Source organism: Curtobacterium sp. CFBP9011 (assembly GCF_034045095.1).
Lineage (GTDB): Bacteria > Actinomycetota > Actinomycetes > Actinomycetales > Microbacteriaceae > Curtobacterium.
This window is the reverse complement of sequence record NZ_JAXCWN010000001.1, coordinates 764,424-789,659: the sequence shown is the minus strand read 5'-3', so window position 1 is coordinate 789,659 and position 25,236 is coordinate 764,424. Positions and strand designations below refer to the sequence as shown.

At 75.3% G+C, this 25,236-nt stretch carries 20 protein-coding genes; 12 read left to right on the top strand and 8 right to left on the bottom strand.

What is annotated here, in order from left to right; all coding sequences use genetic code 11:
• Positions 1-63 precede the first annotated feature (63 nt).
• Positions 64-402: a cupin domain-containing protein gene (locus tag SOM35_RS03740; RefSeq protein WP_320514433.1), complete on the bottom strand. Its 339-nt coding sequence runs from the start codon at positions 400-402 to the stop codon at positions 64-66.
• A gap of 96 nt (positions 403-498) precedes the next feature.
• On the opposite strand from SOM35_RS03740, the gene SOM35_RS03735 reads away from it, so the two are divergent.
• Both SOM35_RS03735 and SOM35_RS03730 read left to right on the top strand, forming a co-directional pair.
• Positions 499-1,071, top strand: coding sequence for a nucleotide disphospho-sugar-binding domain-containing protein (locus SOM35_RS03735; RefSeq protein ID WP_221849744.1), 573 nt, complete (start codon positions 499-501; stop codon positions 1,069-1,071).
• Complete coding sequence (locus SOM35_RS03730) at positions 1,068-2,846, top strand: peptidoglycan D,D-transpeptidase FtsI family protein (RefSeq protein WP_320514432.1); 1,779 nt, start codon at positions 1,068-1,070, stop codon at positions 2,844-2,846. Before SOM35_RS03735 ends, SOM35_RS03730 begins: the two co-directional genes overlap by 4 nt.
• 82 nt (positions 2,847-2,928) lie before the next feature.
• On the opposite strand, the gene SOM35_RS03725 is transcribed toward SOM35_RS03730, so the two are convergent.
• The 5 genes from SOM35_RS03725 to SOM35_RS03705 all read right to left on the bottom strand — a co-directional run bounded on the left by SOM35_RS03725 (position 2,929) and on the right by SOM35_RS03705 (position 7,699).
• Positions 2,929-3,435, bottom strand: a complete 507-nt coding sequence (locus SOM35_RS03725) for a nuclear transport factor 2 family protein (protein ID WP_320514431.1) — start codon at positions 3,433-3,435, stop codon at positions 2,929-2,931.
• A 27-nt stretch (positions 3,436-3,462) separates the two neighbouring features.
• Positions 3,463-4,875, bottom strand: a complete 1,413-nt coding sequence (locus SOM35_RS03720) for an FAD-binding oxidoreductase (RefSeq protein ID WP_320514430.1) — start codon at positions 4,873-4,875, stop codon at positions 3,463-3,465.
• A 171-nt stretch (positions 4,876-5,046) separates the two neighbouring features.
• Positions 5,047-5,541 (bottom strand): hypothetical protein, encoded by a 495-nt coding sequence (locus SOM35_RS03715; RefSeq protein WP_320514429.1) that lies wholly within the window; start codon positions 5,539-5,541, stop codon positions 5,047-5,049.
• On the bottom strand, positions 5,538-6,701 hold the full coding sequence (locus SOM35_RS03710; RefSeq protein ID WP_320514428.1) for a glycosyltransferase: 1,164 nt from the start codon (positions 6,699-6,701) through the stop codon (positions 5,538-5,540). Before SOM35_RS03710 ends, SOM35_RS03715 begins: the two co-directional genes overlap by 4 nt.
• Before the next feature lie 56 nt (positions 6,702-6,757).
• Positions 6,758-7,699, bottom strand: coding sequence for a 1,4-dihydroxy-2-naphthoate polyprenyltransferase (locus tag SOM35_RS03705; RefSeq protein ID WP_320514427.1), 942 nt, complete (start codon positions 7,697-7,699; stop codon positions 6,758-6,760).
• A gap of 173 nt (positions 7,700-7,872) precedes the next feature.
• On the opposite strand from SOM35_RS03705, the gene SOM35_RS03700 reads away from it, so the two are divergent.
• The 6 genes from SOM35_RS03700 to SOM35_RS03675 all read left to right on the top strand — a co-directional run bounded on the left by SOM35_RS03700 (position 7,873) and on the right by SOM35_RS03675 (position 18,354).
• Complete coding sequence (locus tag SOM35_RS03700; RefSeq protein ID WP_320514426.1) at positions 7,873-10,917, top strand: hypothetical protein; 3,045 nt, start codon at positions 7,873-7,875, stop codon at positions 10,915-10,917.
• Positions 10,914-13,610, top strand: a complete 2,697-nt coding sequence (locus SOM35_RS03695) for a hypothetical protein (RefSeq protein WP_320514425.1) — start codon at positions 10,914-10,916, stop codon at positions 13,608-13,610. The genes SOM35_RS03700 and SOM35_RS03695 overlap by 4 nt, the downstream gene beginning before the upstream one ends.
• A complete protein-coding gene (locus SOM35_RS03690; RefSeq protein ID WP_320514424.1) occupies positions 13,607-14,473 on the top strand; it encodes an ABC transporter ATP-binding protein in 867 nt (288 codons plus the stop codon). The genes SOM35_RS03695 and SOM35_RS03690 overlap by 4 nt, the downstream gene beginning before the upstream one ends.
• The gene (locus SOM35_RS03685; RefSeq protein ID WP_308118892.1) at positions 14,470-15,144 is read left to right on the top strand and encodes an ABC transporter ATP-binding protein; all 675 of its coding nucleotides are present in this window, start codon (positions 14,470-14,472) and stop codon (positions 15,142-15,144) included. The genes SOM35_RS03690 and SOM35_RS03685 overlap by 4 nt, the downstream gene beginning before the upstream one ends.
• A 341-nt stretch (positions 15,145-15,485) precedes the next feature.
• The gene (locus tag SOM35_RS03680; protein ID WP_320514423.1) at positions 15,486-17,327 is read left to right on the top strand and encodes an AfsR/SARP family transcriptional regulator; all 1,842 of its coding nucleotides are present in this window, start codon (positions 15,486-15,488) and stop codon (positions 17,325-17,327) included.
• Positions 17,328-17,508: 181 nt separating this feature from the next.
• Positions 17,509-18,354 carry a GNAT family N-acetyltransferase gene (locus SOM35_RS03675; RefSeq protein ID WP_320514422.1) on the top strand — a complete coding sequence of 282 codons (846 nt, stop codon included), beginning with the start codon at positions 17,509-17,511 and terminating at the stop codon, positions 18,352-18,354.
• A gap of 123 nt (positions 18,355-18,477) precedes the next feature.
• On the opposite strand, the gene SOM35_RS03670 is transcribed toward SOM35_RS03675, so the two are convergent.
• A complete protein-coding gene (locus SOM35_RS03670; RefSeq protein WP_320514421.1) occupies positions 18,478-19,284 on the bottom strand; it encodes a hypothetical protein in 807 nt (268 codons plus the stop codon).
• The gene (locus SOM35_RS03665) at positions 19,281-19,601 is read right to left on the bottom strand and encodes a PadR family transcriptional regulator (protein WP_221852582.1); all 321 of its coding nucleotides are present in this window, start codon (positions 19,599-19,601) and stop codon (positions 19,281-19,283) included. The genes SOM35_RS03670 and SOM35_RS03665 overlap by 4 nt, the downstream gene beginning before the upstream one ends.
• Before the next feature lie 338 nt (positions 19,602-19,939).
• Between SOM35_RS03665 and SOM35_RS03660 the strand changes: the two genes are divergently transcribed.
• The 4 genes from SOM35_RS03660 to SOM35_RS03645 all read left to right on the top strand — a co-directional run bounded on the left by SOM35_RS03660 (position 19,940) and on the right by SOM35_RS03645 (position 25,236).
• A complete protein-coding gene (locus SOM35_RS03660; RefSeq protein WP_320514420.1) occupies positions 19,940-20,971 on the top strand; it encodes an acyl-CoA dehydrogenase family protein in 1,032 nt (343 codons plus the stop codon).
• Positions 20,971-23,727: a helix-turn-helix transcriptional regulator gene (locus tag SOM35_RS03655; RefSeq protein ID WP_320514419.1), complete on the top strand. Its 2,757-nt coding sequence runs from the start codon at positions 20,971-20,973 to the stop codon at positions 23,725-23,727. Before SOM35_RS03660 ends, SOM35_RS03655 begins: the two co-directional genes overlap by 1 nt.
• An 82-nt stretch (positions 23,728-23,809) precedes the next feature.
• Positions 23,810-24,385 carry a DUF4232 domain-containing protein gene (locus SOM35_RS03650; protein WP_320514418.1) on the top strand — a complete coding sequence of 192 codons (576 nt, stop codon included), beginning with the start codon at positions 23,810-23,812 and terminating at the stop codon, positions 24,383-24,385.
• A 77-nt stretch (positions 24,386-24,462) separates the two neighbouring features.
• A complete protein-coding gene (locus SOM35_RS03645; protein WP_320514417.1) occupies positions 24,463-25,236 on the top strand; it encodes a hypothetical protein in 774 nt (257 codons plus the stop codon).

Below are 25,236 nucleotides of genomic sequence, written 5' to 3'. Positions count from 1 at the left end.
CCGCGGTGGCGCCCGGGCCGGGCGCGGTCGGTGGCCGCCCGTGCGGTCAGGAGCCGCCCACCCTCAGGCGCAGACCGCGAGGAGGGTGCAGCCGTCGGGCCCGGCGCGGAACCAGCGTTCCGGCTCCGGGGTCACCCCCGCCGCGTGCCCCGCGGCGAGCGCCGTCTCCACCCCGTCCACGACGAGCCAGCCGGACCCGCGGACGACGACGTAGGCGTCCTCGGCGTCGTCCTGCCGGTGGTCGTGCGGCACCGTGGTCGCACCGGCGGGCAGGTCCACCTCGTAGAGACCGAACCGGGTGATCCCGAGCGGCGTGCTCAGGCGTCGGTCGTAGGGGCTGGACGCCGGGTGCTCGGCGTCGCTCGCGGGGACATCGGCTGCCTTGACGACGGAGAACGACATCGCGGCAGCGTACGCCGTGCTCCCGTCGCCGGTCGCCTGCGGGGCCTGCGTGGTTCCACGGATGTGTCCGCCCGGCAGCGTCGGCATGCTCGGCCGATGCCCCCACGACACGTGCCCTGCACCGGAGAGACACCCCGGCGACGCTGGCAGAACCCGTTGACGGACGGTCGGGACTTCCGGTGGGACGTCCTGGTCGCCGTCCCCGACCAGCCGCCCGGCACGCGCGACGCCGTGCTCCGGTCCATCGGGACGAGGGAGGCGAACACGGTCGTCCACCTCGCGGCGCACGACCGTGCTCCGGCACGGGGACCGAACCTCATCCACGCGGTCGGGTGTCCGCTGCCGGACCTGCTCGACGGGATGGACGTGGCCGTCGTGTCCGGTGACGCGCTGTCGGTCCACCTGGCCGTGCGGAGCGGCGTTCCCGTGGTGGTCCTCCCGACGACCGCCGCCCAGGAGGCCGTGGCCCGTGTCGTCGCATCGGCCGGCGTCGGCGTCGTGGTGCGGTCCGCGACCGAGGTGGGGCCAGCCGTCCGGGAGGTCGCGATGGACCCCGCGCGGCGACGACGGGTGCGCTCCCTCGCCCGCCGCACGGCCGACGTCGACGTGCTGCTGCGGATGCTCGCGACGACGGTGATCCGCCCGCTCCGACGGACGGGCGACCGGTGACGCCCCGACGGGCCCGGCGGTCGCTCGGCGCGCGCGACACGGTGGCGATGCTCGCCGTGATCGCGCTCGTCGCGGTCTTCGTCGTCCGGCTGGTGGACGTGCAGGTGGTGCAGGCGGCCCGGCTCGACGAACAGTCGGCCCTCCGGCGGAGCGTGCACGTCGACCTCCACGGAGCACGCGGCGCCATCGTCGACCGGAACGGCGTCGCACTGGCCGACAGCGTCACCCGCTACGACCTCACGACGGCACCACCGCTCGTGGCGCCGTTCACCGGACGACTGGGCGGCAGCCGTCCGCACCACGTGTCGGTCGGTGCGGCCCTGGCGGCCGTGGCCCGGGCCTCCGGGGCGTCCGTGCCGGCGATGCGGGCGTCCTTCGACGCGAACGCGCACACGGACTTCGCCTACCTGGCGAAGGGACTCGACACCGAGCGCTACGAGGCCGTGATGCGGCTCGGGATCCCGTGGGTCTACCCGCAGCAGCAGTCCGCCAGGACGTACCCGACCGGCGCCGTCGCGGGCAACCTCACGGGCTTCCTCGGGACCGACGGCGCGCAGGCCGGCCTCGAGCTGGCGTACGACCGGTGTCTCGTCGGTGCGGACGGTTCGATGACGTACGAACGCGGCGCCGACGGCGTACAGCTGCCGGGTTCCGCGGTCACCACGAAGCGTGCCCACGACGGCGGCACCCTCGTCACCACGATCGACAGCGACCTGCAGTACCTGGCCCAGCAGGACGTGGCCACCGCCGCGCAGCAGCTCGGGGCGGTCTCGGCGACGGCCACGGTGACGAAGGCGAAGACGGGCGAGGTCCTGGCGGTCGCCGACTACCCGACGGTGGACCCGAACGACGTCGACGCGACGACCGACCGAGGCGCCTTCGGCTCCCGCGCCCTGACGGACACGTACGAGCCCGGCTCGACGATCAAGGCGGCCATCGCGGCCGCGCTGATCGACCGCGGCCGGGCGACGCCGACGACGGGTGTCCGGGTACCGGACGAACGCCGGTTCCCCTGGGGCGGTCGCATCACCGACGCCGAGCGGCACCCGGTCGAGGACCTGACGCTGACCGGGATCCTGCAGGCGTCGTCGAACGTCGGGATCACCGAGCTCGGGCAGTCCCTGACCGCGCAGCAGCGGTACGACGTCATGAAGGACTTCGGCCTGTTCACCCCGCAGCCCGCGATCACCTACGGCGGGCAGCCGCGGATGGACTACCCCGCGTCGCCGGACTGGAGCGCCCAGACGGACGTCAACTCGATGTTCGGCCAGGGCATCTCGACGACGGCCCTGCAGGTGGCGGGCATCTACCAGACCCTCGCGAACGGCGGGGTCCGCGTCCCGCTGCACGTCGTGAAGGAGTGCGAACGACCCGACGGCACGATGCAGGACACCCCCGACGTGACCGGCAAGCGAGTCGTCTCGCCACGCGCTGCGCACGAGGTCGTGCAGATGCTGCGGAGCGTGATCCACGGCGGGACGTTGAACGGCATGGCGCCGATCTCCGGGTACGACGTCGCGGCGAAGACCGGCACCGCCGAGGTCGCGAACGGCGCGGCGGGCTACGGCGCCGACCGGATCATCTCGGTCGCCGGGATCGCCCCCGCGGACGACCCGCAGTACGTGGTGACGGTGACGTTCACGAAGCCCGGGCCGGGGCACCGGGTGTCCAGCGCCGCCGCTCCCGCGTTCCGCACCCTGATGTCCCAGGTGCTCGAGGAGTACCGGGTCCGACCCTCCGCGGCGGAACCGCCCCTGTACCCGTCGAACTGGTGACACGGCTGCGCCCCCGGGCCGGTCGACCGCTCGCTGCGGTCGTGACGGTCCGGGGGCGCGTGTGCACCGTCGCCCGGCGCGGTCAGCTGATCGCGGCCAGGAGGACCGTCGGGTCCCCCTCCATCCAGCGGCAGTCCATGGTGAACCGGGCGACCCGCGGGCCGCTCGGCGTCGCGCGGACGAGGAAGCTCCACGTGTTCCCCATCATCGCGTGCCGGGTCGCGGTCACGTCCGGACCCTCACCGGGCAGGTGGTGCTGCGCGAGGGCGTAGGCCTCGACCAGGTAGCCGTCGCCGAGCCCGCGGGCGGTGACGTTGCTGACGGCGTGCATGGTGTCGAGCGGCCCGACCGCCCCGATCATCGTCGGGATGACCGTGTCGCGGCCCTCGAGCACGGGGAACTCGAGTCCGATCTTGCTCGTCGCGGGCGTCATGTCGACGACCACGTCGTCGGTCAGCAGCCCCTCGAGCACCGTCGCGTCGGCGGTGTCGAGTGCTCGTGCCCAGAGGAGCGGCAGTCGCCCGAGTTCCCACTCGGTCTCGAACGGCAGCGCGGTGGTGGTGCTGGTGCTGGTGCTGGTGGTGGTCATGTGGTGCTCCTTCGTGGTGTGTGGCTGTCAGGACGTGACGATGGGCTGATGCGCCCGGAAGACGTTCCCGGGGTCGACGGCTGCCTTCGTGCGCTGCAGGCGGCTCCAGTCGGCCGGGGTGAAGGACCGCTCCGGGTGGCCGTCGTCGGGGGCGAAGTTCAGGTAGCGGGTGCCGGTGCTCCAGGGCTGCATGGTCTCGACGAGCGCCCGGGCCTCGGCGCTCCCGTCGCCGTCGTCCGCGGGCATCCCGATCGACACCACCCAGAGCACGTACTGCGCGGACGGCGCGACGATCGCCCCGGCTCCGGCGCGCGTGACGTCGAACGCACCGCCCAGGTGCCGGAGCTCGACGATGTGCAGGCCGGCGTCGCTCGACGGGCCGACGAAGTCCAGCAGCGTCTGCTGCGCGGCGGGTCCGACCTCGGCGAGCATCGCGGTCTCCTCGGAGAACGGCGCCGGATCGGTCGGGTCTTCGTGGATGCGCGCGAAGTCCTCGGCGCGGGTCTCCTCGACGGTGTCGGCGAGGAGCGGTGCCGCGGCCCGGAGCGGTGCGAGCAGCCGGTCCGCACCCTCGGCGTCCCCGAGGTACGCGACCCGCACGTGCAGGACGAAGTGCCCGGCGAGCAACGGCGGCACGCCGGGGACCGGGGGCAGGCGGAGGAACGCCAGGGACAGCGTGAGGTCGTCCGGAGCCGACGCCGTGGCCGTCGTGAACGCGTCGAGGACCGCCTGCGCGTGCTCCCCGTCGAAGAACAGGCCGCCCCCGATGAACCGGTCGACGGGGAACAGCTCGATCTCCATCGACGTGACGATGCCGAGGTTGCTGCGACCACCGCGCAGCGCCCAGAACAGCTCGGCGTGCTCCTCGGCGCACGCCCGGACGAGTTCGCCGGACGCCGTGACGACGTCGAGCGCGACGACGTGGTCGGACCCCCAGCCGTACTTGCGGCCGAGCACCGGGCTGAGTCCGCCGCCGAGCGTGAAGCCCACCGCGCCGACCTGCCCGGACGACCCGTGCACGGGCAGCAGGTGGTGTTCCACCGTCCGGCGCACCACGTCGTCCCAGCGGGCGCCGGCACCGACGACGGCCCGACGGGCCTCCGGGTCGACGTGCACCTCGGCCATGGCGGACGTCACGACGAGCAGCCCGCCCACGAGCGGACGCATCGCGTGGTGCCCCGTGGCGATGACGGCGACGGGCAGGTCGTGCGCGGCCGCGAAGGTGACCGCCTCGACGACGTCGCTGGCGCTGTGTGCCGTCACGACGACGTCCGGACGGCGCTGGCCGGCGAGGTTGTAGCCGGCGCAGGCTTCGGCGTAGCCGGGGTCGTCCGCCGTGCGTGCGTCGCCGTCGAGCGTCGCCACGAGCTCGACGACGTCCGCACGGAAGGCGGTGCTGGGGATGTGTCCGACGGTGTCGTCGGGAGTGGTTCGGGACATGGCTCCTCCGAGGGGTGTCGCCCCGTGTGGGGCAGGTCGTGACCGAGCACACCAGGGGGCCGTCGACAGGGGGTCGACGAGCGGTCGACGTCGGGTCGACCGGGGCGGCTGGGTCGTGGTGGTGGTCAGTGGCGGTGGCGGTGGCGGTCAGTGGTGGTCGGGGATGAGGGATCAGGGCGCATCGGTCGTGACGGGCTGCACGAGCTGCGTCGTCCAGGTCCGCTCGTCCGCGCCGCGGGGGTGTTGGAAGGAGACCGAGGAGCGCCCGCTCGCGGCGGCGTCGACGTCTGCCGTGAACCGCCGCAACCGAGCCCAGGCGCGGTCGGTCTGTTCGCCGGCCACCAGCAGCGTCGCCGCGACGTGTCCGGGACGCTCGACGACGCGGATCGTGTCGGTGGGCACGACGGGTCCGTGCACGACGACGCCGACTTCGATGCCGACGCCGTGGTCGTCGACCGCGACGACCGCCGTCGACGCGCACCCCACCTCGGTGACGCCCTGCCTCGCGAGCTCGTGCACCAGCGCACGGAGGAGTTCGTCGGTCCGGCGCCGGGTCGCCCCGGGGCGGAACCCGGCGGTCCGACCGGACGTGACTGCGAGGGTCACGGCAGCCATCGGGACGATCTCGGGCGCCCATGCCTCGGCGGACGTCGCCTCGACGCTCACACCGACTCCCGCATGGCCGCCGCGACGACCTGCTCGACCTCGGCCAGGGCGACCTCGACCGGGGGCAGCGCGCGGATCCGGTCGGCCGCGGCCCGGGCGGAGCGTCCGAGGTCGGGTGTGGTGAGGACGTGGCGGAGCGCGGGCCCGACCGCCTCCGGGCCGTCGACGACCACAGCGGCCCCCGCGGCTTCGGCCCGGGCCGCGTTCACCGGGTGGTCGGCGCCCAACGGCATCGCGACCATCGGGACGCCGGCGGCGAGCGCGCCGAGGACGGTGCCGGCACCCCCGACCGTCACGACGGCGTCGACGCCGGTGAGCAGTTCCGCGAGCGGTCGGAAGCCGACGGTGCGGATCCGGACCGGTGAGTCCGACGACGACGGTCCGGTGCCGACGCCGTCGACCGCCGTCACGACCAGGTCGACCGGGAGGCCCGCCGCCTCGATCGAGGCCACCATCCGGTCCAGGAGCCGTGCGCTGGTGAACACCGTCCCCATCGTCAGGAGCACGCTCGGCCGCGCCGGGGCAGCGCCCGCGGCCGGTGGCACGGCGACGTCCGCACCGATCCGGCCGTGCGCCGTGGGACGGACGGGGATCCGACGGCCCGGACGGACAGTCCCGGGTGCCTCGAGGAACCCGGGGTACACGTCGACCCACGCGCTCACGGGTGGGAGCACGACGTCGCGCTCGGCGGCGAGCCGCGCCGCCGCCGCGTCGATCGCGGACCGCACGGGCGCGGGACGCTCCGGGCCGAACGTGTGCCGGAGGAAGGGCACCCCGAGGGCGGCGGCGACGTACGGACCGACGTGGTCGAGGCTCTCGCTGACGACGACGTCCGGCCGCCAGGCGCGGGCGGCACCGACGGCGTCGTCGACGGTCGCGACGACGCGCCGGACCGCGAAGTACTCCGCGATCGTGTCGGGCCGCGGAGCGGTGGCCGGGCTGGCACCGGTCGCCCGCTGCATGTCGGCCATCCCCTCGAGCGTCGGCGGGCCGGCCGAGAGCACCTCGACGTCGGGACTGGCCTCGGCGTGGACGAAGGGGGCCGCGTCGGCCCCCGTGACCAGGGCGACCCGGTGCCCGGCGGCCACGGCGGCGCGCATGAGCGGGACCATCGGGACGATGTGACCCGGGAGCGGGTTGGCGGTGAAGACGATGCGCATGCTGGACCTCGGTCGGACGGGGGACGGATCGGGAGTGGTCGTGGTGCCGCGGCGGGTCACGACGCGGTGACGACGAGGGCGGCGCTGAGGAGCAGGCCGTACACGAGCGACGCGGCCGACGACAGCTGCAGCGCCGTGACGAGCCGCGGAGCCGCCGCCGGACGGGCGCCGATGCGGACCGCCGGCAGCGCCGGGACGAGGGCAGCCGCGGCGACGAGGGCGAGCGGTGCGCCCGGTACGAGGAGGACGACGAGCAGGAGGAACGGCGCGAGCATGAACACCGCGTACAGTCCCCGGGCGACCGGCGCACCGACGACGACCGCCAGGGTCCGCTTGTCGGCGAGCCGGTCGACCTCGAGGTCGCGGATGTTGTTCACCATGAGGACGCCGCACGCGAACAGCCCCGCGGCGCACGCGGCCACCCAGCCGGCCCCGGTGACGTGCCCGAGCTGCGCGACCTGGGTGCCGAGGACGGCGACCAGTCCGAAGAAGAGGAACACGGACACCTCGCCGAGCGCCCGGTAGCCGTACGGCCGCGCTCCGCCCGTGTAGTACCAGGCCGCGACGATCGTGACCGCGCCGACGACGAGCATCCACCACAGGCCGGTGAGCACCACGACCACCACCCCGGCGACCGCGGCGAGCGCGAAGGACGTCAGCCCGACGGCGAGAACGCTCCGCGGGGTGGCGGTCCCGGCGCCGGTGAGACGAGCGGGCCCACGCCGGAACCGGTCGGTCCCACGGACGCCGTCCGAGTAGTCGTTGCAGTAGTTCACGCCGACCTGCAGACCGAGCGCGACGACCAAGCAGAGGACGGCGACGAGCACGGCGTGGTCGTCGGCCGCCCACGCGCCTCCGCCGCCGTCCGTGCCGGCGACGGCGACGCCCGTCCCGAGTGCCACCGAGACGACGCTGAGGGGCAGGGTGCGTGGTCGTGCGCCGCTGACCCACTGTCGGAGGGTCGGCCGGGGTGCCTGGGCGGGTTCGGGTTCGGACATGGCGACAGCGTCCCCGGCAGGGACCCCCGCGGGCATCCGTGCAACCACGGACCCACCGGCCTCCGTGGTTCCACGGTTGACCGGCGCCGTCCCGTGCGGGAAGGTCAGCAGGTCCTGTCCGTCGGTCGAAGGCGTCCCGCGATCATCACCACACCGCTCCCGTCGAGTCTCCGTTGAGGGGCACTCCGCTGTTCCTCCGGCGCGCCCGCGCCCGCGTGGCGCTGCTGGCGTCCGTGGCCGCCGTCGTGGCCGCCTCCACCGCGGTCCCGCTCCTGGCGGTCGGCCTCGGTGACGCCGGAGCCCGGTCCGGAGCCGCGGCCGTCCTCGCCGAACGTCCCGCGCGAGCAGCGGCCGCGGTCGTCTCGGCGCCGCTCGACGACCGACCGGACCGGCAGCGGCAGCGCGTCACCGCCGCGATCACCGACCGGTTGCCGTCGCGGGCCGGCTCGGTCCGGTGGGCGGCCTCCGCGACCGTCGCCCTGGGTGGGGACGGTGCTGCCCGGGAGGTCCGGATCGCCTCCGTCCCGGACCTCGCGTCGATCGCCCACGTCGTCTCGGGCAGCTGGCCGGGCGCGGACGCGGACACCGGACCGGCCGCCGCGGCCGTCCAGGCGGACGCCGCGACACGGCTGGGCCTGCGCGTCGGCGACGTGGTCGCCGTCGGGCCGGCGGGCGTCGCGCAGCTCCGCGTCGCGGCGACTTGGCGAGCCGACGACCCGCTGGCGGCGGTCTGGGCCGGGGCCTCGGACGTCGGGTCCGGCACCGATGCCGGCGTCGGGGGCCCGTTCGTCGTGCCAGTCCGGACGATCGCCGCCACGTCGGACTCGGCCACGGCCTCCTGGACGGTGCAGCCACGGACCGAGCACGGACGGCTCGTCTCCGCTGCCGGCGTGCTCCGCGCGCTCCGGGCGGTGACGGCGGAGACCGCGGCGGACGACGGCCCGCTCGCCGGAGCCGAGGTGACCGGGACCGTCGCGTCGACGCTGCGACGGATCGAGGTCGGTGTCGCGACGGCACGGGCGCTCGTCCGGATCGCGGTGGCGGTCGCCGCGGTGCTCGGACTGGTCGCGTTCGGGGTACTGCTCGTGCTGCTGCGTGGCGCCCGTACCGCCGAGGAGGCGCTGTTCGTCGCCCGTGGCGCGACCCGGGCGCAGTTGCTGCGCTGGAGCGTCCTCGAGACCCTCCTCGTGAGCGTCGTCGGCGCCGTGACCGGCACGGTCGCGGCCGTCGTGACCGCCGCGGCCCTCGGAGCGGGTGCGTCCGTCAGCCCGGTCGGCTGCGCGGTGACCGCGACGACCGCCGTGGTGCTCGCCGTCACGGCCGCCGCGCTCGTCGGCGCCCGTCCGGCCTGGTCGTGGCGCCGGGGCGGGCTGTGGGGGGGCGTCGTCCTGACGGTCGCGGTCACGACGGCGGCGACGTTCGCGACCTGGCGGTCGACCGCGGTCGGGGTGCCGGTCCGGGCGACCGGTGACCGCGTCGTGACGGACCCGATCGCCGCCGTGGCGCCGGTGCTGGGCGTGCTCGCCACGGCCCTGGTCACCGCCCTCGCCGGCCACATGGTCGCCGCCCTGTCGGCACGCGGAGTCGGCCGGACCCGTGGGTTCCTGCCCGGGCTGGTGATCCGCCGGACGGCGCGGACCTGGGGATCGAGCGCACCGGTCGTGGTGCTCGTCGCGACGGCCGTGGCGGTCGGGGCACTGGCGGCAGGGCTGTCGGCAACCACGACGTCGGTGGACGCCGCGACCGCCGGGGTCGTCGTCGGGCTCACGGTCCGGGTGTCCACGGACGGCGACGACGCGGTCAGCGACCTGACACCACTGCCGGCGCAGGTCGACGGTCCGGAGCCGGCGGCCACAGCGGTCGCCCCCGTGCTCACCGACCAGGTGACGGCGGGTGGGCGCACCGTGCCCCTCGTCGCGGTGCGGGCCGGTTCGGCGCGCGCGGTGCTCGGCGTCGCGGGCGCGGCGGCGTTCGCGGGGACGGCGACACCCGCGCCCGCCGGTTCGCCGCTGCAGGGCGGCGGCCGTCGCGTCGTGGTCGACGTGCAGGCCGGAGCCGCGACGCTCGCCGGGGTCGTCCAGCCCGAGGCCGTCGGCTCCGTCCGGTTCGACCTGTGGGCCGTCGACGGCGACGGCGTGCCCGCGGAGGTCCCCCTGTCCGCGGCGGACGGCGCCGACGTCCCGCTCGGGACGACCAGGACGCTGCGGGCAGACCTCCCGGAACGTGCCGCCGGGCCGGCTGCGCACTGGCGTCTGCTCGCGGTCGAACCGGCACTGTCCTTCAGCGCGCGGCCCCCCTCGGTCGACGCGGGCACCGGTCCGGACCGACTGCAGGTCCCGGTGCGCGTGTCGGTGCCCGGGTCGACCGCGGCTCGCGGCGCGACGACGCTCGAGGACCTCGCCGGACCGTCGCGGATCCCGCTGGGCCGGTCCGCCACCTCCGGCCGGCTGCCCGTCGTCACGACGGACGTCCTCGCGTCCGCACTCGGACTCCGGCCGGGATCGCCGCTGGACCTCGTCACGGCCTCGACCGGGCGCACGCTGCACGCCCGTGTCGTCGGGACCGTGCCGGTGGTCCCCGGCAGCGGATCCGCCGCCGCGGTGGCCGCCGACCTGCCGACGCTCGTGGACGCGACGGTGCTCGGCGGTCCGGCCGTCTCCGATCCCGGCGGCGGGGTGCCCCGCGCGGACGAGACCTGGCTCGCCGGGCCGACGGCGTCCACGCTGGCTGCGGACGTCGGGCGTCACCGCACGGGCTCGGGTGACGTCACCACCGGCGCTGCGGTCTCGAGCGCGCCGGTGGTCGACCCGGCCGTGCGGTCACTCGTGGTCGTCGCCGGGTTCGGGACGCTCCTCGCGCTCCTCGTGTTCGCGGGGACCGTCGCCGCCAGCCGGGACGCCGACCAGGCCAGGACCCTCCGTGCGCTCGGGGTCGGACCACGAGCGGCCGGTCGGGCACAGGCCGCTGAACTGGGCGTCCCGGTGCTCGTCGGGACGCTCGGCGGCGTCGTCGGCGGGGCGGTGACGGTCGCCCTGGTCGTCGTCCCGTTCGCCATCGCCGCCGTCCCCGGAGCCGCGGGGCTGCTCACCGCCTCCCCCGTCGTCGTCACCCCCTGGTCCGGCCTGGTCCCGCTGGTCGTCATCGCCGGTACCCTCGTCGTGACGGTGCTCGCCGCCTCCCGGACACGCTCGGCCGTGGCCCACGGGGGTGCCCGGTGAGCGGGCGACGAGCAGCCGGCGCGCGCACCCACACCCACACCCACACCCACACCCACACCCAGGGTGGCGCAGCCCGGCGTGTGCTCGGTGCGCACCGCGCGCCGCTGGTCGCCATCGCGGTCGTGGCCCTCCTCACCGCGCTCCTCGGGGGGTCCGTCCTGCCGGCACTCGGTGTCCTGGCGACCGCGGGGACGCAGGCCGACCTCCGGGCGGCCTCGGTCGGCGCACGCGACCTGCAGGCGACGTTCGCCGTGTCGGACGACGCGGCCTCGCCGGCCGCGGCGCAGCGGTCCGCCGACCGTCTGCGCGGGGACCTCACCGCTGTCCGCCGGACCATGCCGTCGGCGCTCCGGACCGTCACGGGTCCGGCGGGCGCGGCGGTCACGACCCGCTACCTCGGGCTCACCGACGAGCCGTCACGACGCATGGCAGCGGTGACGCTCGCCGCCGACGACGGCGTGTTCGACCGGGTGCGGTTCACCACCGGCCGGGCTCCCCGTCCCTCCGCCGACCCGCTCGCGATCGAGGTCGCCGTCTCCACGCGGGTGCAGACGACCCTCGGGTGGCCGGTCGGGCACGTCCGGACGATCAGCGCCGACGGCACGGCCCTCCGGCTCGTCGGGGTCTACCGGCCGCTCGACCGCGGCGACCCCCGGTGGGTGCACGTGCCCACGACCCTGCGCGTCGCCAACGCCACCGGCGAGGACGGCAACCCCATCGCGCTCGCCACGGCGTTCACCGCCCCCGGTTCCGCCGGGGCCGTCGCCTCCGGGCGTGTCACGCGCGGACACGTGTGGTTCCCGCTCCGCCCCGCCGAGGTCGACGCGGCGGACCGGGCCGACCTGGTCGACTCGACCCGGCGGTTCCTCACGACGCAGCACGCCCTGCCGGGCACGGCCGCCGGCAGCACGGGCTTCACCACGGACCTGCCGGCACTCCTCGGTTCCGCCGCCGCCCGGGACGCCACCGTCGGCGACCTCGCGGCGGCGCTCGCGTCCGGACCCGCCGGCGCACTCCTGGTCCTCGCCGGACTGCTCACCCGGGTCCTGCTCGACCGGGCGGCGGGGACGCTCCGGCTGCTCGGGGCGCGCGGCGCACCGGTCCGCTCCGTCCGCACCGCCCTCGCCGCGCTCGTGGCCGTGGCCGCCGTCCCCGGCGCCGTCGTCGGCGGCGTGCTGGCCGTGGTGGTCCAGGCCGGCCCGCTCGGCGGTCGGGCACCACTCCCCGGTCTCGCCGCGGTCGCCGCGCTCGTGGCCGCAGCGGTGCCCTGTGCCTGCGCCGCCTTCCTCGCCCCGGTGCAGCGGACCGGCGTGCCCCGACGCCCACTCCGACCCGTGGTCGAGGGTGCCGTCGTGCTCCTGACGGCGGCAGCGGTCGTGACCACCGTGCGACGCGGGACGGCGTCGAGCCTGCCCGGTGGTGCGGTGGACCCGTTGGCAGCCGCCCTGCCGTTGCTGCTCGCGGCCACCGGCGTGGTCGCCTCGCTGCGCGTGCTGCCGCTCGTCCTCGCGCGGGTGGTGGCCCTCGGACGCCGGCAGCGCGGCGCAGCGGTCCTGGTCGGCGGCGTCACCGCTGCCCGGACCGCCACGGTCCAGGCGGTCCCGCTCGTCGTCGCCGTGATCGGGATCGCGGTCGCCCTCTTCGCGACGGTCGTCAGCAGCACCCTCGTGGACGGCGTGGCTCAGGCGGCGCACCGGAGCGTGGCCGCCGACGTCGCGGTGTCGTCGGTCGCGCTCGACCCCGACCAGGTCGGGCGCATCGCGCACCTGCCCGGCGTCGCCGCGGCCGTCGGTGTCTCGTCCACCGACGACGTGACGTTCGACACCCCGCACGGTTCCGTCCAGGCCGAGGTGCTCGTCGCCGACAGCGCGACACTCGCGCGTGTCCAACGCGGTGTGCCCGGTGCACTGCCGACCCCGTCGGCCCTCCGTCGCACCGGTACGGACCGGGTCCCGCTCGTCGCGTCGCGCTCGCTCGCGGCAGCGACCGGACGCGACTCGTCCGTGCTCGGCGCCGAAACGCGCATCGTCGCGACGGCCGCGGACGCGGTGCCGTTCACGGCGGCCCGACGGTGGGTGCTCGTCGACGCCCGGACGGCGTCCGCGATCACCGACACCGGCAGCGTCGACCGCGTCCTGGTCCGGACGGCACCGGGTGCACACCCGGTCCGGGTCGCCGCCGAGGTCCGCGCCCTGGTCCACCCGGGCGACGTGGTCACCGCGGTGGAGGCCCAGCGCACGCTCGAAGCGGATCCGCGCGTCCCCGGGACCCGCGTCATCGCGACGACCGCCGCGGTGCTGGCCGGGGTGCTCGGCGTCGGGACGCTCGCCGTCGCCGCCCTGCTCGCGGGTGCGGCCCGCCGTGCACGGGGCCGGCTGCTCGGCCTGCTCGGCGCGGACCGGCGCCAGATGCGGGCCGTGGTCGTCGCCGAGGCGGTCCCGCTCCTCGTGGCGTCCCTCGTCACGGGAGCGGCAGCGGCGCTGGCGATCGCCGCGACGGCCCTACCGTCCGCCGACCTCCGCTCCTTCACCGGCGGTGTCGAGCGTCCGGAGACCGTCCTCGACCCGGTCCTGCTGGGCGCCGTCGGCGGCGGACTGCTCGTGGCGCTCGTCGGCGTCCTCGCGCTGACCGTCCGCGTCGGGACCCCGCGGGACACCGTCGACCACCACCACCCGACCAGGAGGAACCGATGACCGCCACCCCCGACATCGTCTGCCGCGACCTCGTCCGGATCTACCGGTCCCGTGACGTCGAGGTCCAGGCGCTCCAGGGCCTCACCCTGACGGTCCGTCCGGGTGAGATGGTCGCGCTCGTCGGCGCCTCGGGCAGCGGCAAGTCGACCCTGCTCGGGATCCTCTCCGGACTCGACACCCCGTCGGCCGGGCAGGCGGTGGTGGCGGACGTCGACCTGGGGGCGCTCACCCGGCGTGGGCGCACGGACTTCCACCGGCACGCCGTCGGTTTCGTCTGGCAGCAGACCTCCCGCAACCTGGTGCCGTACCTCACGATCGCGGAGAACGTCGCCGCCGTCCTCACGATCGCGGGTGTGCGCGGTCGCCGACGGGCTGCCCGGGTCCGGGAGGTGCTCGCCCTGGTGGGCATCGGCGACCACGGCGACCGGCTCCCCGCGGCACTCTCCGGCGGCCTGCAGCAGCTCGCCGCCATCGCGGTGGCGCTCGCGAACCGACCCCGGGTCCTGCTCGCCGACGAACCGACCGGCGCCCTCGACCGCGTCGCGGCCCGCGCCGTCCTGGCGACGATGCGTGCGGTGAACGAGCACGAGGGCGTGACCGTCCTCATCGTCACCCACGACCAGACGGTCGCCGAGCAGGTCCGACGCACCGTCCGGATCCGCGACGGACGGACCTCCACCGAGACCATCCGCGACGACCTCGGGGCCAGCCCGGGCGAGGAGTTCGCCGTGATCGACGAGGCGGGACGCCTGCAGCTGCCCGAGTCCTTCCAGCAGGCGCTCGGGCTCCGCGACCGTGTCCGGCTCAGCCTGCAGGACGACCACGTGCTGGTCCGTCGCGGCGACGACGAGGTCGTCCGGTGACCGCCGCCGTGACCGCCCCGGTGCTCGAGACGGCGGGCCTGGGCTGGGACGTGACCACGGACGCCGGTGTGCTCCGCATCGTGCACGACGTCGACCTCCGCGTCGGCCCCGGCGAACTCGTGGTCGTCCGCGGAGCGTCCGGGTCGGGCAAGACCTCGCTGCTGCGCCTGCTGGCCGGTCTGGAACGGCCGGACCGCGGCACGGTCGCCATCGACGGCACCGACCTGACGGACCTCGGGCCCGATGCGCTCGGTGCCCTCCGCCGTGAGCGACTGGCGATCGTGTTCCAGGACTTCTCGCTCCTGCCGCTGCTGACCGCGGCCGAGAACGTCGAGGTGCCGCTCCGGATCCGACGGACACCACCCCGTGAGCGGGACGCCATGGTCGCCGAGGCGCTCGGGCTGGTCGGGCTGACCGGTCACGAACACCAGCGTCCGGACGAGCTCTCCGGCGGGCAGCAGCAACGCGTCGGCATCGCCCGTGCCGTGGTGGGTCGTCCGGGGCTCCTGTTGGCGGACGAGCCGACCGCGCAGCTCGACAGCGTGACCGCCGGGGGCGTCGTCGACCTGGTCGCCGGGCTCGTCCGCGACGCCGGACTGGCTGCGGTCGTCACCACCTCGGACGACGCGTTCGTCGACCGGGCGACCCGGGTGGTCGACATCGAACGCTGACCGCGGCTCCCTGACACCCGTCGGTGTCGGCCGGCCGGCCGGTCCGCCGGTCACCCGTAGAGACCAGTGGTCCTGCGGAGGTGCACTCGCCGGATCCGCGGGAACCTGTCGAGGACACGGGACGGGAAGCGGCGTGATCGGTACCGGAACGGAACGATCATCCTCCAGGGCGACGCGGGTCATCCCCACGACCGTCGCCGTGGTCCGACGAGGGGACGCACGCTGAGCACCACGACGACACCGCCGGCGCGGGGCACCCGGCACGCATCCCCGGCCCGTCCGCTCCCACCCCGTCCGACACCACCCCGGTGACCCGGGACCGTTTGCACAGGAAGTCCACCATGAGCAACGCAGCGCTCCACACCGTCCGGTTCTCGGTCCTCGGTCCGGTGACCGCCGTCGCCGACGGCGCCGACCTGGACGTCGGATCCCCGCAGCAGCGAGCCGTCCTCGCCATGCTGCTGCTGGCGGACGGGCACCCGGTGGACGTCGAGACCGTCGTCGACCGCATCTGGGGCAGCACGCCGCCGCGGAGTGCCGCCGGGGTACTCCGGACCTACGTCTACCGACTCCGGCGGGTGCTCGCACCGTGGGCGGACACGACCGGGATCGCGATCGGCACCGACGGCGGGGCCTACCACCTGGTGCGCGGCACCGCCCACCTCGACGTCGTGGACGTCGAGGTGGCACGCCGTCACGCACGCGAGCTGGAGCGCGCCGGGGACGTCGTCGGGGCGGCGGCCGAGATCGCGGCGGCTGCGGACCGGTGGACCGGGACCGCACTCGGTGGCCTCCCCGGGTCCTGGGCCGACGCGGAGCGCTTCCGCCTCGGCGAGCTGCGGGGCGAGGTCGCCCTCGAGCGCGCGACCCTCGAGGTCCGGCTCGGCCGCCCCGGGGACGCCCTGCCCGAGCTCCGACGGGTCGCCGTGGAACGTCCGCTCGACGAACGCGTCACGTCGCTCCTGCTCGAGACGCTCCTGGCGCTGGGGCTCCGGAACGCGGCGCTCGGGGAGTACGAACGGTTCCGGCGGCGGCTCGCCGACGAGCTCGGGGTGTCGCCGGGGAGCGCGCTCCAGCGCGTGCACCAGCGGTTGCTGCAGGACGACGTCACCGGACCACCCGCCGGACTGGAGGCGCGCCCCGCGTCCGCCACCGAGCCTCCCGTCCGTCCCGACGCCCCGTACGGCGTGACCGCCCCGGCGCAGCTGCCACCGGACGTGCCCGAGTTCGTCGGCCGCGCCGACGAGGTCGCCCGCGTCGAACGCCTGGTCGCGCCGGGTGCCCCGGCGAGCGTCGTCGGGCTCACCGGACTCGGCGGGATGGGCAAGACCGCGCTGGCGCTGCACGCCGCCCACCGCGTGCGCGCGGCGTTCCCGGACGGGCAGTTCTTCGTCGACCTCCGCGCTGCCGGCGGCCACCCGCTGACTGCCTCCGACGCGCTGGCGGCGCTGCTCGTCAGCGCGGGCGTCGCACGGTCGGACATCCCGGGCGGACCGGACGAACGGTCCGCAGCGTGGCGGTCCCTGGTCGCCGACCGTCGGGTGCTGCTCGTCCTGGACGACGCGGCCAGTGCGGCACAGGTGCGACCGCTGATCCCGTCCGGGGCCGGGTCCCTGACCATCGTCACCGCGGTGCGCCGCTTCATCGACCTCGCCGGCGCGCGGTGGACCACCCTGCTGCCGCTCGCACCGGAGGAGTCCGTCGAGTTGATGGGGCGACTGGTGGGGCACGAGCGGCTCGCTGCGGAACCGGGTCCGACCGGCCGGCTGGCGGAGGCGTGCTCGCACCAGCCCCTCGCGGTGCGGGTCGCCGCCGCCCGGCTGGCCGACCGGCCGTCCTGGACGGTGGCCGAGATCGAACAGCAGCTGTACGACGACCTCGACCAGCCGGTCGTCATGCACGCGGACTGCCGGATCGTCGACGCACCGTTCCGACGCGCGTCCGCCGGGCTGCGGGAGGACCAGCGAGACGCGTTCCACCGGTTGTCGCACCTGCCGGACGGTCCGTTCTCGGTGACGGACGCTGCCCGTGCGCTCGGCCGCGACACCGGGTCGACCCGGGCGGTGTTGGAGGACCTGCTCGACGCGCATCTGGTCGTCGACCGGCCGGGTGGGCGCTACGCGTTCTTCACCCTGGTCCGGGCGTTCGCGCGGCGCCAGCCCGTGCGGGCCCGGGTGGCCTGAGCACCGGTGGCCTGAGCACCGGGTGGCTCGGGCACCGGGCGGCTCGAGCACCGGGCGGCCCGAGCAGCGGCTGACATCCCGGTGGTCACCACGATGCGGCCGGGCACGACGAGGTCAGACCATCGGGTGTCCGTCCCCGCGCACCGCGCACCGCGCGCCGCGCACCCGACCCTGGAGCACCATGTCACCGCACCCCGTCCCCGTCACGACCCCCCTGTCCCACGCCGACGTCCTCGCGGTCGAACGCGCCGAGGCCGAGTACTTCCGGCGCTTCCTCGACCGGGCCCCCACCCCCGACCGGGAACGGCTCGGCATCAGCACGGCGTCCGTCCGCGGCGGTGTCGTCGCCGTCGTGACCGCGGACCCGAGCCGGTACTGGACGAAGGCGCTCGGCTTCGGGGCGGACGGCCCCGTCGACGACACACTGGTCGCCGAGGTGGTCGACGTCTCGACGGCCGCCGGCGCGACCGAGGGCGTCCTCGCGATCGCCCCGGCGTTCCTCCCGACGGACTGGTCGGCGATCTGCGAGCGTCACGGTCTCGTGGCCGGCTCCCGCTGGGCGAAGTCCGTCCGTGCCGTCGACACCGACACCGACGACGACACGGCGCGCACGGACCTGCCCGTCCGGCGGCTCACGGTCGACGACGTCCCGGGGTGGGCGCGGATCATCCGGGAGGCCTTCGGGATGACCGAACCCGATCTCTCGCCCATGCTGCGCGGGGCGGTCGAGGACCCGGTGGCGCACGTGTTCGGGGCCTTCGACGGCGACCTGCTCGTCGGCGCGGCGGCGCTGCACGTCGTGGACGGTGTCGGCTCGCTCAACACGGGCGGGACCCTCCCGTCGCACCGGGGCCGTGGTGTGCAGTCCGCCCTGATCGCCGCCCGTGCCGCCGCGGCCCGGGCGGCCGGCTGTCGGCTGCTCACCGCAGAGACCGGTGGCGCCGAGACCGACCCGTCGTACCGGAACCTCGGCCGCGCGGGGTTCGTCCGGGCGTACCACCGCGTGAACTGGCGGTGGACGGCCTGAGCTGACCACGCCGGGTCGTGCCCCGGATGGCCGAGGCGGACGGAAGGGACGGGAGCCGCGCGTGACGCGCCTCCCGTCCCTTCCCCCGACCTGCCGGGCCGACCGCCCTCGGAGCGACCGGTCTCAGGAGACCGGGTGCACCGGTGCGGTCGCCGGGGACGCGCCGCGGGACGTGTGCGGCATGGCCACGGCCGCCACCAGGACGGCGGCGAGGAGCGGGAGCCGCTCGAGGCCCGGCAGCAGGGCGACCGGTGCGGACGGCGTGAGCAGCAGCAGGACGGCCCAGAGGACGACGGGCACCGCGACGAGGAGCCATCGCCAGCCCCGCACCTCGACGGACCAGGACCAGAGCGCGAGGCCCAGCACGGGGAGGCCCCAGAACGTGGGCACCATCGAGTACGAGTAGTCGACCGGGATGAACCCGAGCAGCGCCCAGACCTCCCAGCCGCCGAACGCCACCGCGCCGAGCAGCAGCAGCACCGCGGAAACCACGAGGCGAGTGCGCGGGACCCGGGTCACCCGCAGCATGGCGACGACGCCGATCGCGGGCAGGACGGTGCCGAAGAACGCCTGGACGGCGATGAACCGGTACCACTGCCAGGAGCCGCCGCCGTGGTTCCCACCGAACGCGAGGGTGAACGCGGCACTGAGCAGGATCGACAGCACGACGGCGACGGTCAGGACGGGGACCGCACCGATCATCGGGCGCGAGGCAGCGGCGGTGGTCATGGTGTTCCCCCAGGTGGAGCGGTGGTGGCGGACGCGGTGGAAGACCGCGGTGGTCAGTGCCCCGAGCGCGAGTCGGAGCGGCGAGAGGTCGAGTTCCGCGGCGTCCCGGACGTCGGCGAGCCACTGTTCCCGGCGGGCCGACCGGTGGCTGGCGGGCGAGAGGTCGACGGCGACCGCGACGACGATGTCGGCGAGCGTCACGAGGTCACGGTCCGGCCGCTGGGGCGTCGCTGCGGGGTCTGTCGACGGCGGAAGGCCGCACGGGTGTCGACGGCGGCGACGCGGCCGTCCGTCGTGAACTCGTACAGACGGCGCCGGGGCCCGGATCGCTCGGAGTCGGCCTCCCACGTTGAGGTGACCCAGCCGAGGCCCTCCAACCGTTCCAGGATCGGGTAGACGGTGCCGGCGGGGCGTTCGGTGGCCTTGATCACGAGCAGTCCCCACACGGGTCCCTCGTGCTCGAGGAGTGCGGACAGCACGTCGATCGTGGGCGCGGTCACCCGGGTGAGCGGCTCCATCAGGCCACCTCGTGGTGTCGGGCGTGGTCGGAGCCGTTCCCGGCGCACCCGTGGGCGGTGTGCGCGATCCGGCGTCGTGCGTGTCGCATGGTCGTCTCCTCTCGGACGGAGCGGTGGTCGTCCACGTCCTCTTCTAGCTAGATAGATTAATGTACTGCACGGCCCTCGAGCACTCGGGGACCCTGAGAGGACTCCCCGATCCGGCATCGGTGGCTGGGCGTCGACACGACGTCGACATCGCCCTCCGATCATCGAGGAGAGGCGACGGCTCCCCGCGACCCGCCGCACCGGCTGCGACACGACGCAGCTCCGGACCCGACCACCACAGAGGACACCTCATGCCCATGTCCCACGACACGACGACGACCACCTCCCCGGCCGACCACGACCGGGTGCGCGGCGCGCTCGCACGATCCGGGGTCCTCCGCTCCTGGCGCCCGGACGACCAGGACGGAGGCCCGACCACCGTCGCCCAGGTCGCCGGGCGACTCAGCGCACTCGGGTCCGCAGACGCCGACACCGGCTGGATCGGTGCCGTCGCCGCGGTCACGAACCTCGCCGTCGCCGAGCTGCCCGAGGGCGGCGTCCGTGAGGTCTGGCAGCCGGGCCGGCAGACCCTGGTGTGCGGCACGCTCGCGCCGCAGGGCACCGGCACCTGGGTGGGCGGCGACTTCCGCGTCCGGGCGGTGTCCACGCCGGCGAGCGGGCTGCCGTGGGCCGACTGGGTCATGGCGACGGTCCGCGACGTCGACACCGACGAACTGGTCCGCGTCGTCGTCCCGGTGCAGGACGTCCGCGTCGAGACGACCTGGGACGCTGCGGGGCTCCGCGGTTCCGGTGGCGACACCGCCCACCTCGAGGACGTCGTCGTGCCGGCCCGGCGGGTCCGGACACTCGTCCCGACCCCGACCGCCGCTCCCCTCACCTTCTTCGCCACGCTCTTCTTCGCGGCACCCCTGATCGGGACCGTGCAGGCCGCACTGCGTGACGTGCTGGCAGCGGCGGCCGACGGTGGACCCCGGTGGACCCGTCCCGACGTCCGGGCGTCGGTGACCGCGGCAGCGCGCCGGGTCGACCGCGCGACCGCCCTGTACGCCGGCGCCGTCGCCGGGCTCGGCGGCCGGGCCGACGTCGACGCGCGCTCGGCGGCGGACCGAGCCGCGGTGGCGGATCTGGCCGTCCAGGCCGTCACCGAGGCCGAGGCCGCACTGCCCGTCCTCGTCAGCGCGGCCGGCGCGTCGGCGCTCCACGCATCGCACCCGCTCGCCCGCGCCGTCCGCGACGTCGGCGTCGGTGCGCGCCACACGGCCCTCTCCCCGACCAAGTCGGCGCTGGCGTACGGCGACGCCCTCTTCGCGAGGTCGGCCTGATGGCCACGGACCACCGCGACGAGACCGGACACGACCGGATCCCGCGGGAGCGCCGGGCCCTGCTCGAGCGCATGGTCCGGGTCGCCGGCGAGCGCGGCGGGCGGCTGGCGGTCGTCGGCGAGCCCGGCGTCGGGAAGACCACGATGCTCGAGGCCCTCGCCCGGCGACTCGGCAGGGACCGGATCGTCCTGCTGATCCGCTTCGACGAGGGCCCGGCAGGTCCGTACGCGGCGGTCCGGGCCATCCTCCGGCTCGTCCCCGACCGCGTCCTGCGAGCCCTCCCGGTCGGGTACCGCGCGGTCCTCGAACAACTGCTCGACACGACTCCCCCGGAGTTCTCGGACCACCGCATGGTCGAGGCGGCCCTGCGCCATCTCTGCAATCTCCTGGCGGCGGCCCACGCGGTGCTTGTCCTCGACGACGCACACCTGGCGGACCGCGAGTCGGTCGACCTCATGGCCCCGATGCTCCGGCCCCCGCACGAGGCCGCCGGCATGGTCCTGGTGATCGCCCGCGAGCTGGACGCCGGCGGACCGGTGACCTCGTGGAAGGTGGTCTTCTCCGCCGCGCAGCTCGCCTTCCTGGCACCGCTGAGCCCGGCAGCCGTCGCCGCTGTCCTGCACGACGCCGACATCGTCGGTCTGTCCGCCACCGACGCGACGGAGATCGCCACGGAGAGCGGCGGGAACCCGTCGTGGGCCATCGACCTGGCCCTGGCACGTGCGGCCGGCGACGACCGGCGCACGGCGGCGACGTCACGGGCGGTCGCCTCGACGATCCGCCGGATCGGACGGCTGTCACCGCCGGTCCAGGAGGTCCTGGTCACCACGGCCGTGATGCGCACCGGCACCGTCGAGGCACTCGTCCACGTGCTCGGTCAGGCCGACCAGGCGTTGACCGAGGCCGTGCGGCTCGGCGTCCTGAGCGTCACCGGACGCGAGGTGTCCGTGCGGACCCCGCTGCTCCGGACCGCGGCGCTGGAGACACTGACCGCGGAGGACCGGCGATCACTGCACGCACGGCTCGCCGAGGCACCGCTGCCGGCGGAGCAACGGCTCGAGCACCGCGACGACGCCGTCCCTCCCGGACCGCGGCCCGACCTCGCCGAGGAGCTGCGGACCGCCTCCGGCCGTGCCCGGCGGATCGGGGCGTCGGCCGCGCTCCGGCTGGCGATGCGATCGGTCGCGCGGTCGGACGGTCGGTCCCCGGCCCACGTCGACCGCATCCTGCACGCCGCGGAGATCGCCGGGGCGCAGGGGGACGTCGCCCTCGTCCTCCGGCTCTCGGGGACACTCGACCCGTCCTCCCTCTCGCTGTCCGAGTTCGACCGGATCGCGGTCGTCACGGCCGAGGCGGTCGCCCAGGGACTCGGGGCGGACGCCCTGGAGGACCGTCTCGCGAACGCACAGCGGTCGCTCGACCCGGGTGACGCCAGGTCGCAGGTGGTCGAGGTGCTCCGCCTGCTCTGGTCCCGGGGTGACGCCGCCACCGTGGCCCGTGACCTCACCGCGGCGATCGAGGGGCTGCCCCCGGGCCGCACACCCCACACGCTGCTCGCCGCGCTGGAGGACCTCGCCTTCCGACGCCTCGACGCGGGCCAGGGACTCTCGTCCGAGGTCCTCGCCCGGACGCGCGCCGTGGAGTCGGTCACCGGGGTGCTCGAACTCACCTACAGTTCCGGGGCCATCGAGGCGATCGGCGCCTACCAGGCGGACGACCTCAGCCGTTCACGGCCGGCACTCACCGCCTTCGTCCGGACCGCCGACCTGCTCGGCACCCACCCGGCCAGCACGCGGGCCCTGGCACACGCAGCGATCGTCGAGGTGCTCGCCGGTCGTGTCGTCCAGGCGTCCTCACTGCTCGCCGACGCGGACCAGCACGCGTCCCGGCTCGCCGACCCGCCCCCGCCGCTCGCTCGTGCCCGCGGACTCCTCGCGTTGACGCGGAACGACCGCGAGACCCTGGACGAGCTGTTGGCGGGGTCCACCAGCCCGACCGCAGCGCTCCGCGGCGCCCTGCTCCGACACGGGATCGCGGGGATCGACGCGGCCTGGTCGGAGGACTGGGACGTCGCACGGGCGGAACTCGAGACGGCCCTCGAGCTGGCCGGTGCGCAGGGCATCGTCGAGCCGGGCCGTCGGCTCTGGATCGACATCGAGCTGGCACGAGCCCGGGTGCAGTCGGGCGACCTGGACGGTGCCGAGCGGATCGCCCGGCACCTCGCCGCGCTCGACGAGTCGCACCGACGCCCGCACGCGCACGGGCAGGCGCTCCGCATCCGGTCCCTCGTCGCGATGCGCCGGGGCGAACGCGACGAGTCCCTCCGGCTCGCGGAGGACGCCGTCGACGCGCTCCGCCGGGGCGGCTTCGCCCCGGAACTCGCGCGCGCGCAGTTGGACCGGGCGCAGCTGCTCGTCGACGTCGGCCGGGAGGGTCGTGCTCGGCAGGTCCTGGTCGACGTCACCGCGACCAGGATCCACGCCGACGACCCGCGCATCGCAGCCCGCGCACTGCGCCTGTCGGAGGTCGTCGACGCCGCTGACGGACGAGCGCTGCTCACCGCCGCCGAGACCCGGGTGGCGCAGGCGGCCGCGGCCGGACGGACGAACCGGGAGATCGCGGCCCAGCTGTTCGTGAGCGTCCGGACCGTGGAGACCCACCTCGGCAGCGCGTACCGGAAGATGGGCGTCCGGACCCGCACCCAGCTCGCGCTCGCGCTGAACGACCTCGGTCAGGACTCCCGGACTGCGCCGTGACGGTGACGCGGTCGCCGCGCCGTGGACGGGCCCGGCGACCCGTTTCATCGTCGTCTCACGGGCCCGCTGTCAGGGTCGACGCATGCACCAGCTGAGGCTCCGGAGGACCGTGATCGTCGCCGTCCTCGTCGCCGCGGCGACGATGACGAGCGCGTGCTCGACGACGAGTCCGACCGCCGCCGGTGCGTCAGCGACGGGACACAGCCTGCGGTCGCCCGACTGCCGCGCCGCAGCTCTCTCGTTGACGGTCAGCGGCCGGGACGGGACCGCACTTCCCGCACCACCGACGGACGAGGGAGCCGTGCTGCTCGCCGTCGTCGTCACGAACGAGGGCACACACAGCTGTGTCCTCGGCGGTTGGCCCCGTGCCCGGCTCTCGGCGCACGGGGAGCCCTTCGGCCCGTACGCACTGCAGATCCGCGCCGTACCGGCACCCGCCGTCACGCTCCGGCCCTCGGGGGCCGCGCAGGTGTACACGGCACTGCACGCCCGGACCGACTCGGCGCACTGCGACGCAGTGGTCCCCGACGCAGTGGCGGTGGTGCTCCCGCACACAGAGCGACCACTCTCCGCCGGCCTGCCCCCGGGCTACCTCGGGTCCACGTGTCGCTCAGAGACCGACACCCTGATCGGCATCCAGGCGGTCCTCCCTCGCTGAGGGCGGCGTCCACGGCAGCCGGCTCCACGATCCCATCCGACGAAGACAGACCAATCACCACTGGAAGGAAGACCATCATGAACCAGAACGACGACTCCACCCCGCGCGGACGCGCGTTCCGCCGGATCGGCGGCACGGCACTCGCCACCGGCGCGGCCGTCTGCGCGGCCGCCGCCCTGTTCGGCAGCCTGCCCGCCAACGCCAGCGTGTCGCACCACGACGGGACCGGCAAGCCGAGCGTGACGGCGTCCGCCACCCCGCTTCCGGCGGCGGGACCGACCCTCACCGGCGCCGAGGAGGTCAAGCAGTTCAAGGAAGCCGAGGAGAAGCGGATCGACGCCTCCCCCGAAGCGAAGGACATCAACGCCTACTACGCCGCCGGGTACGGCTACGAGGACGCCCTGGACCTGGCGGTGCTCTGGAACTCCGCCGACCGCCCGCATGCGAAGACCACCGCCGGAGCCGCGCTGATCGCCGGGCGGGCACTGCCGTTCGCCCCGGGTCAGGGCTTCGCACGCAGCTACACCGAGGCGCAGCGGCTCCGTGCGTTCGCACTCACCGAGAGCGACGACCCCGGGCTGCCCGCACGTCTGGCCGCGTCGTGGCGGATCTCGGAACAGGCCGCGAAGGTCAAGGCCGGCGGCCTGGCGCTCGCGAACCAGCCCGTCCCGCTCGAACACCCGACGCCGTCGGCCGGTGACGCCGAGGCAGCCTTCTTCGCGGCCGGCTACGACTTCGCCGACGCGCAGGAGCTCGCGCAGGCCTGGAAGATCGACACCTACAGCGCCAAGGTCAAGGCCGGTCAGGACCTGCTGAGCACCCCGCAGATCGCCCTGCCCATCAAGCCCTGA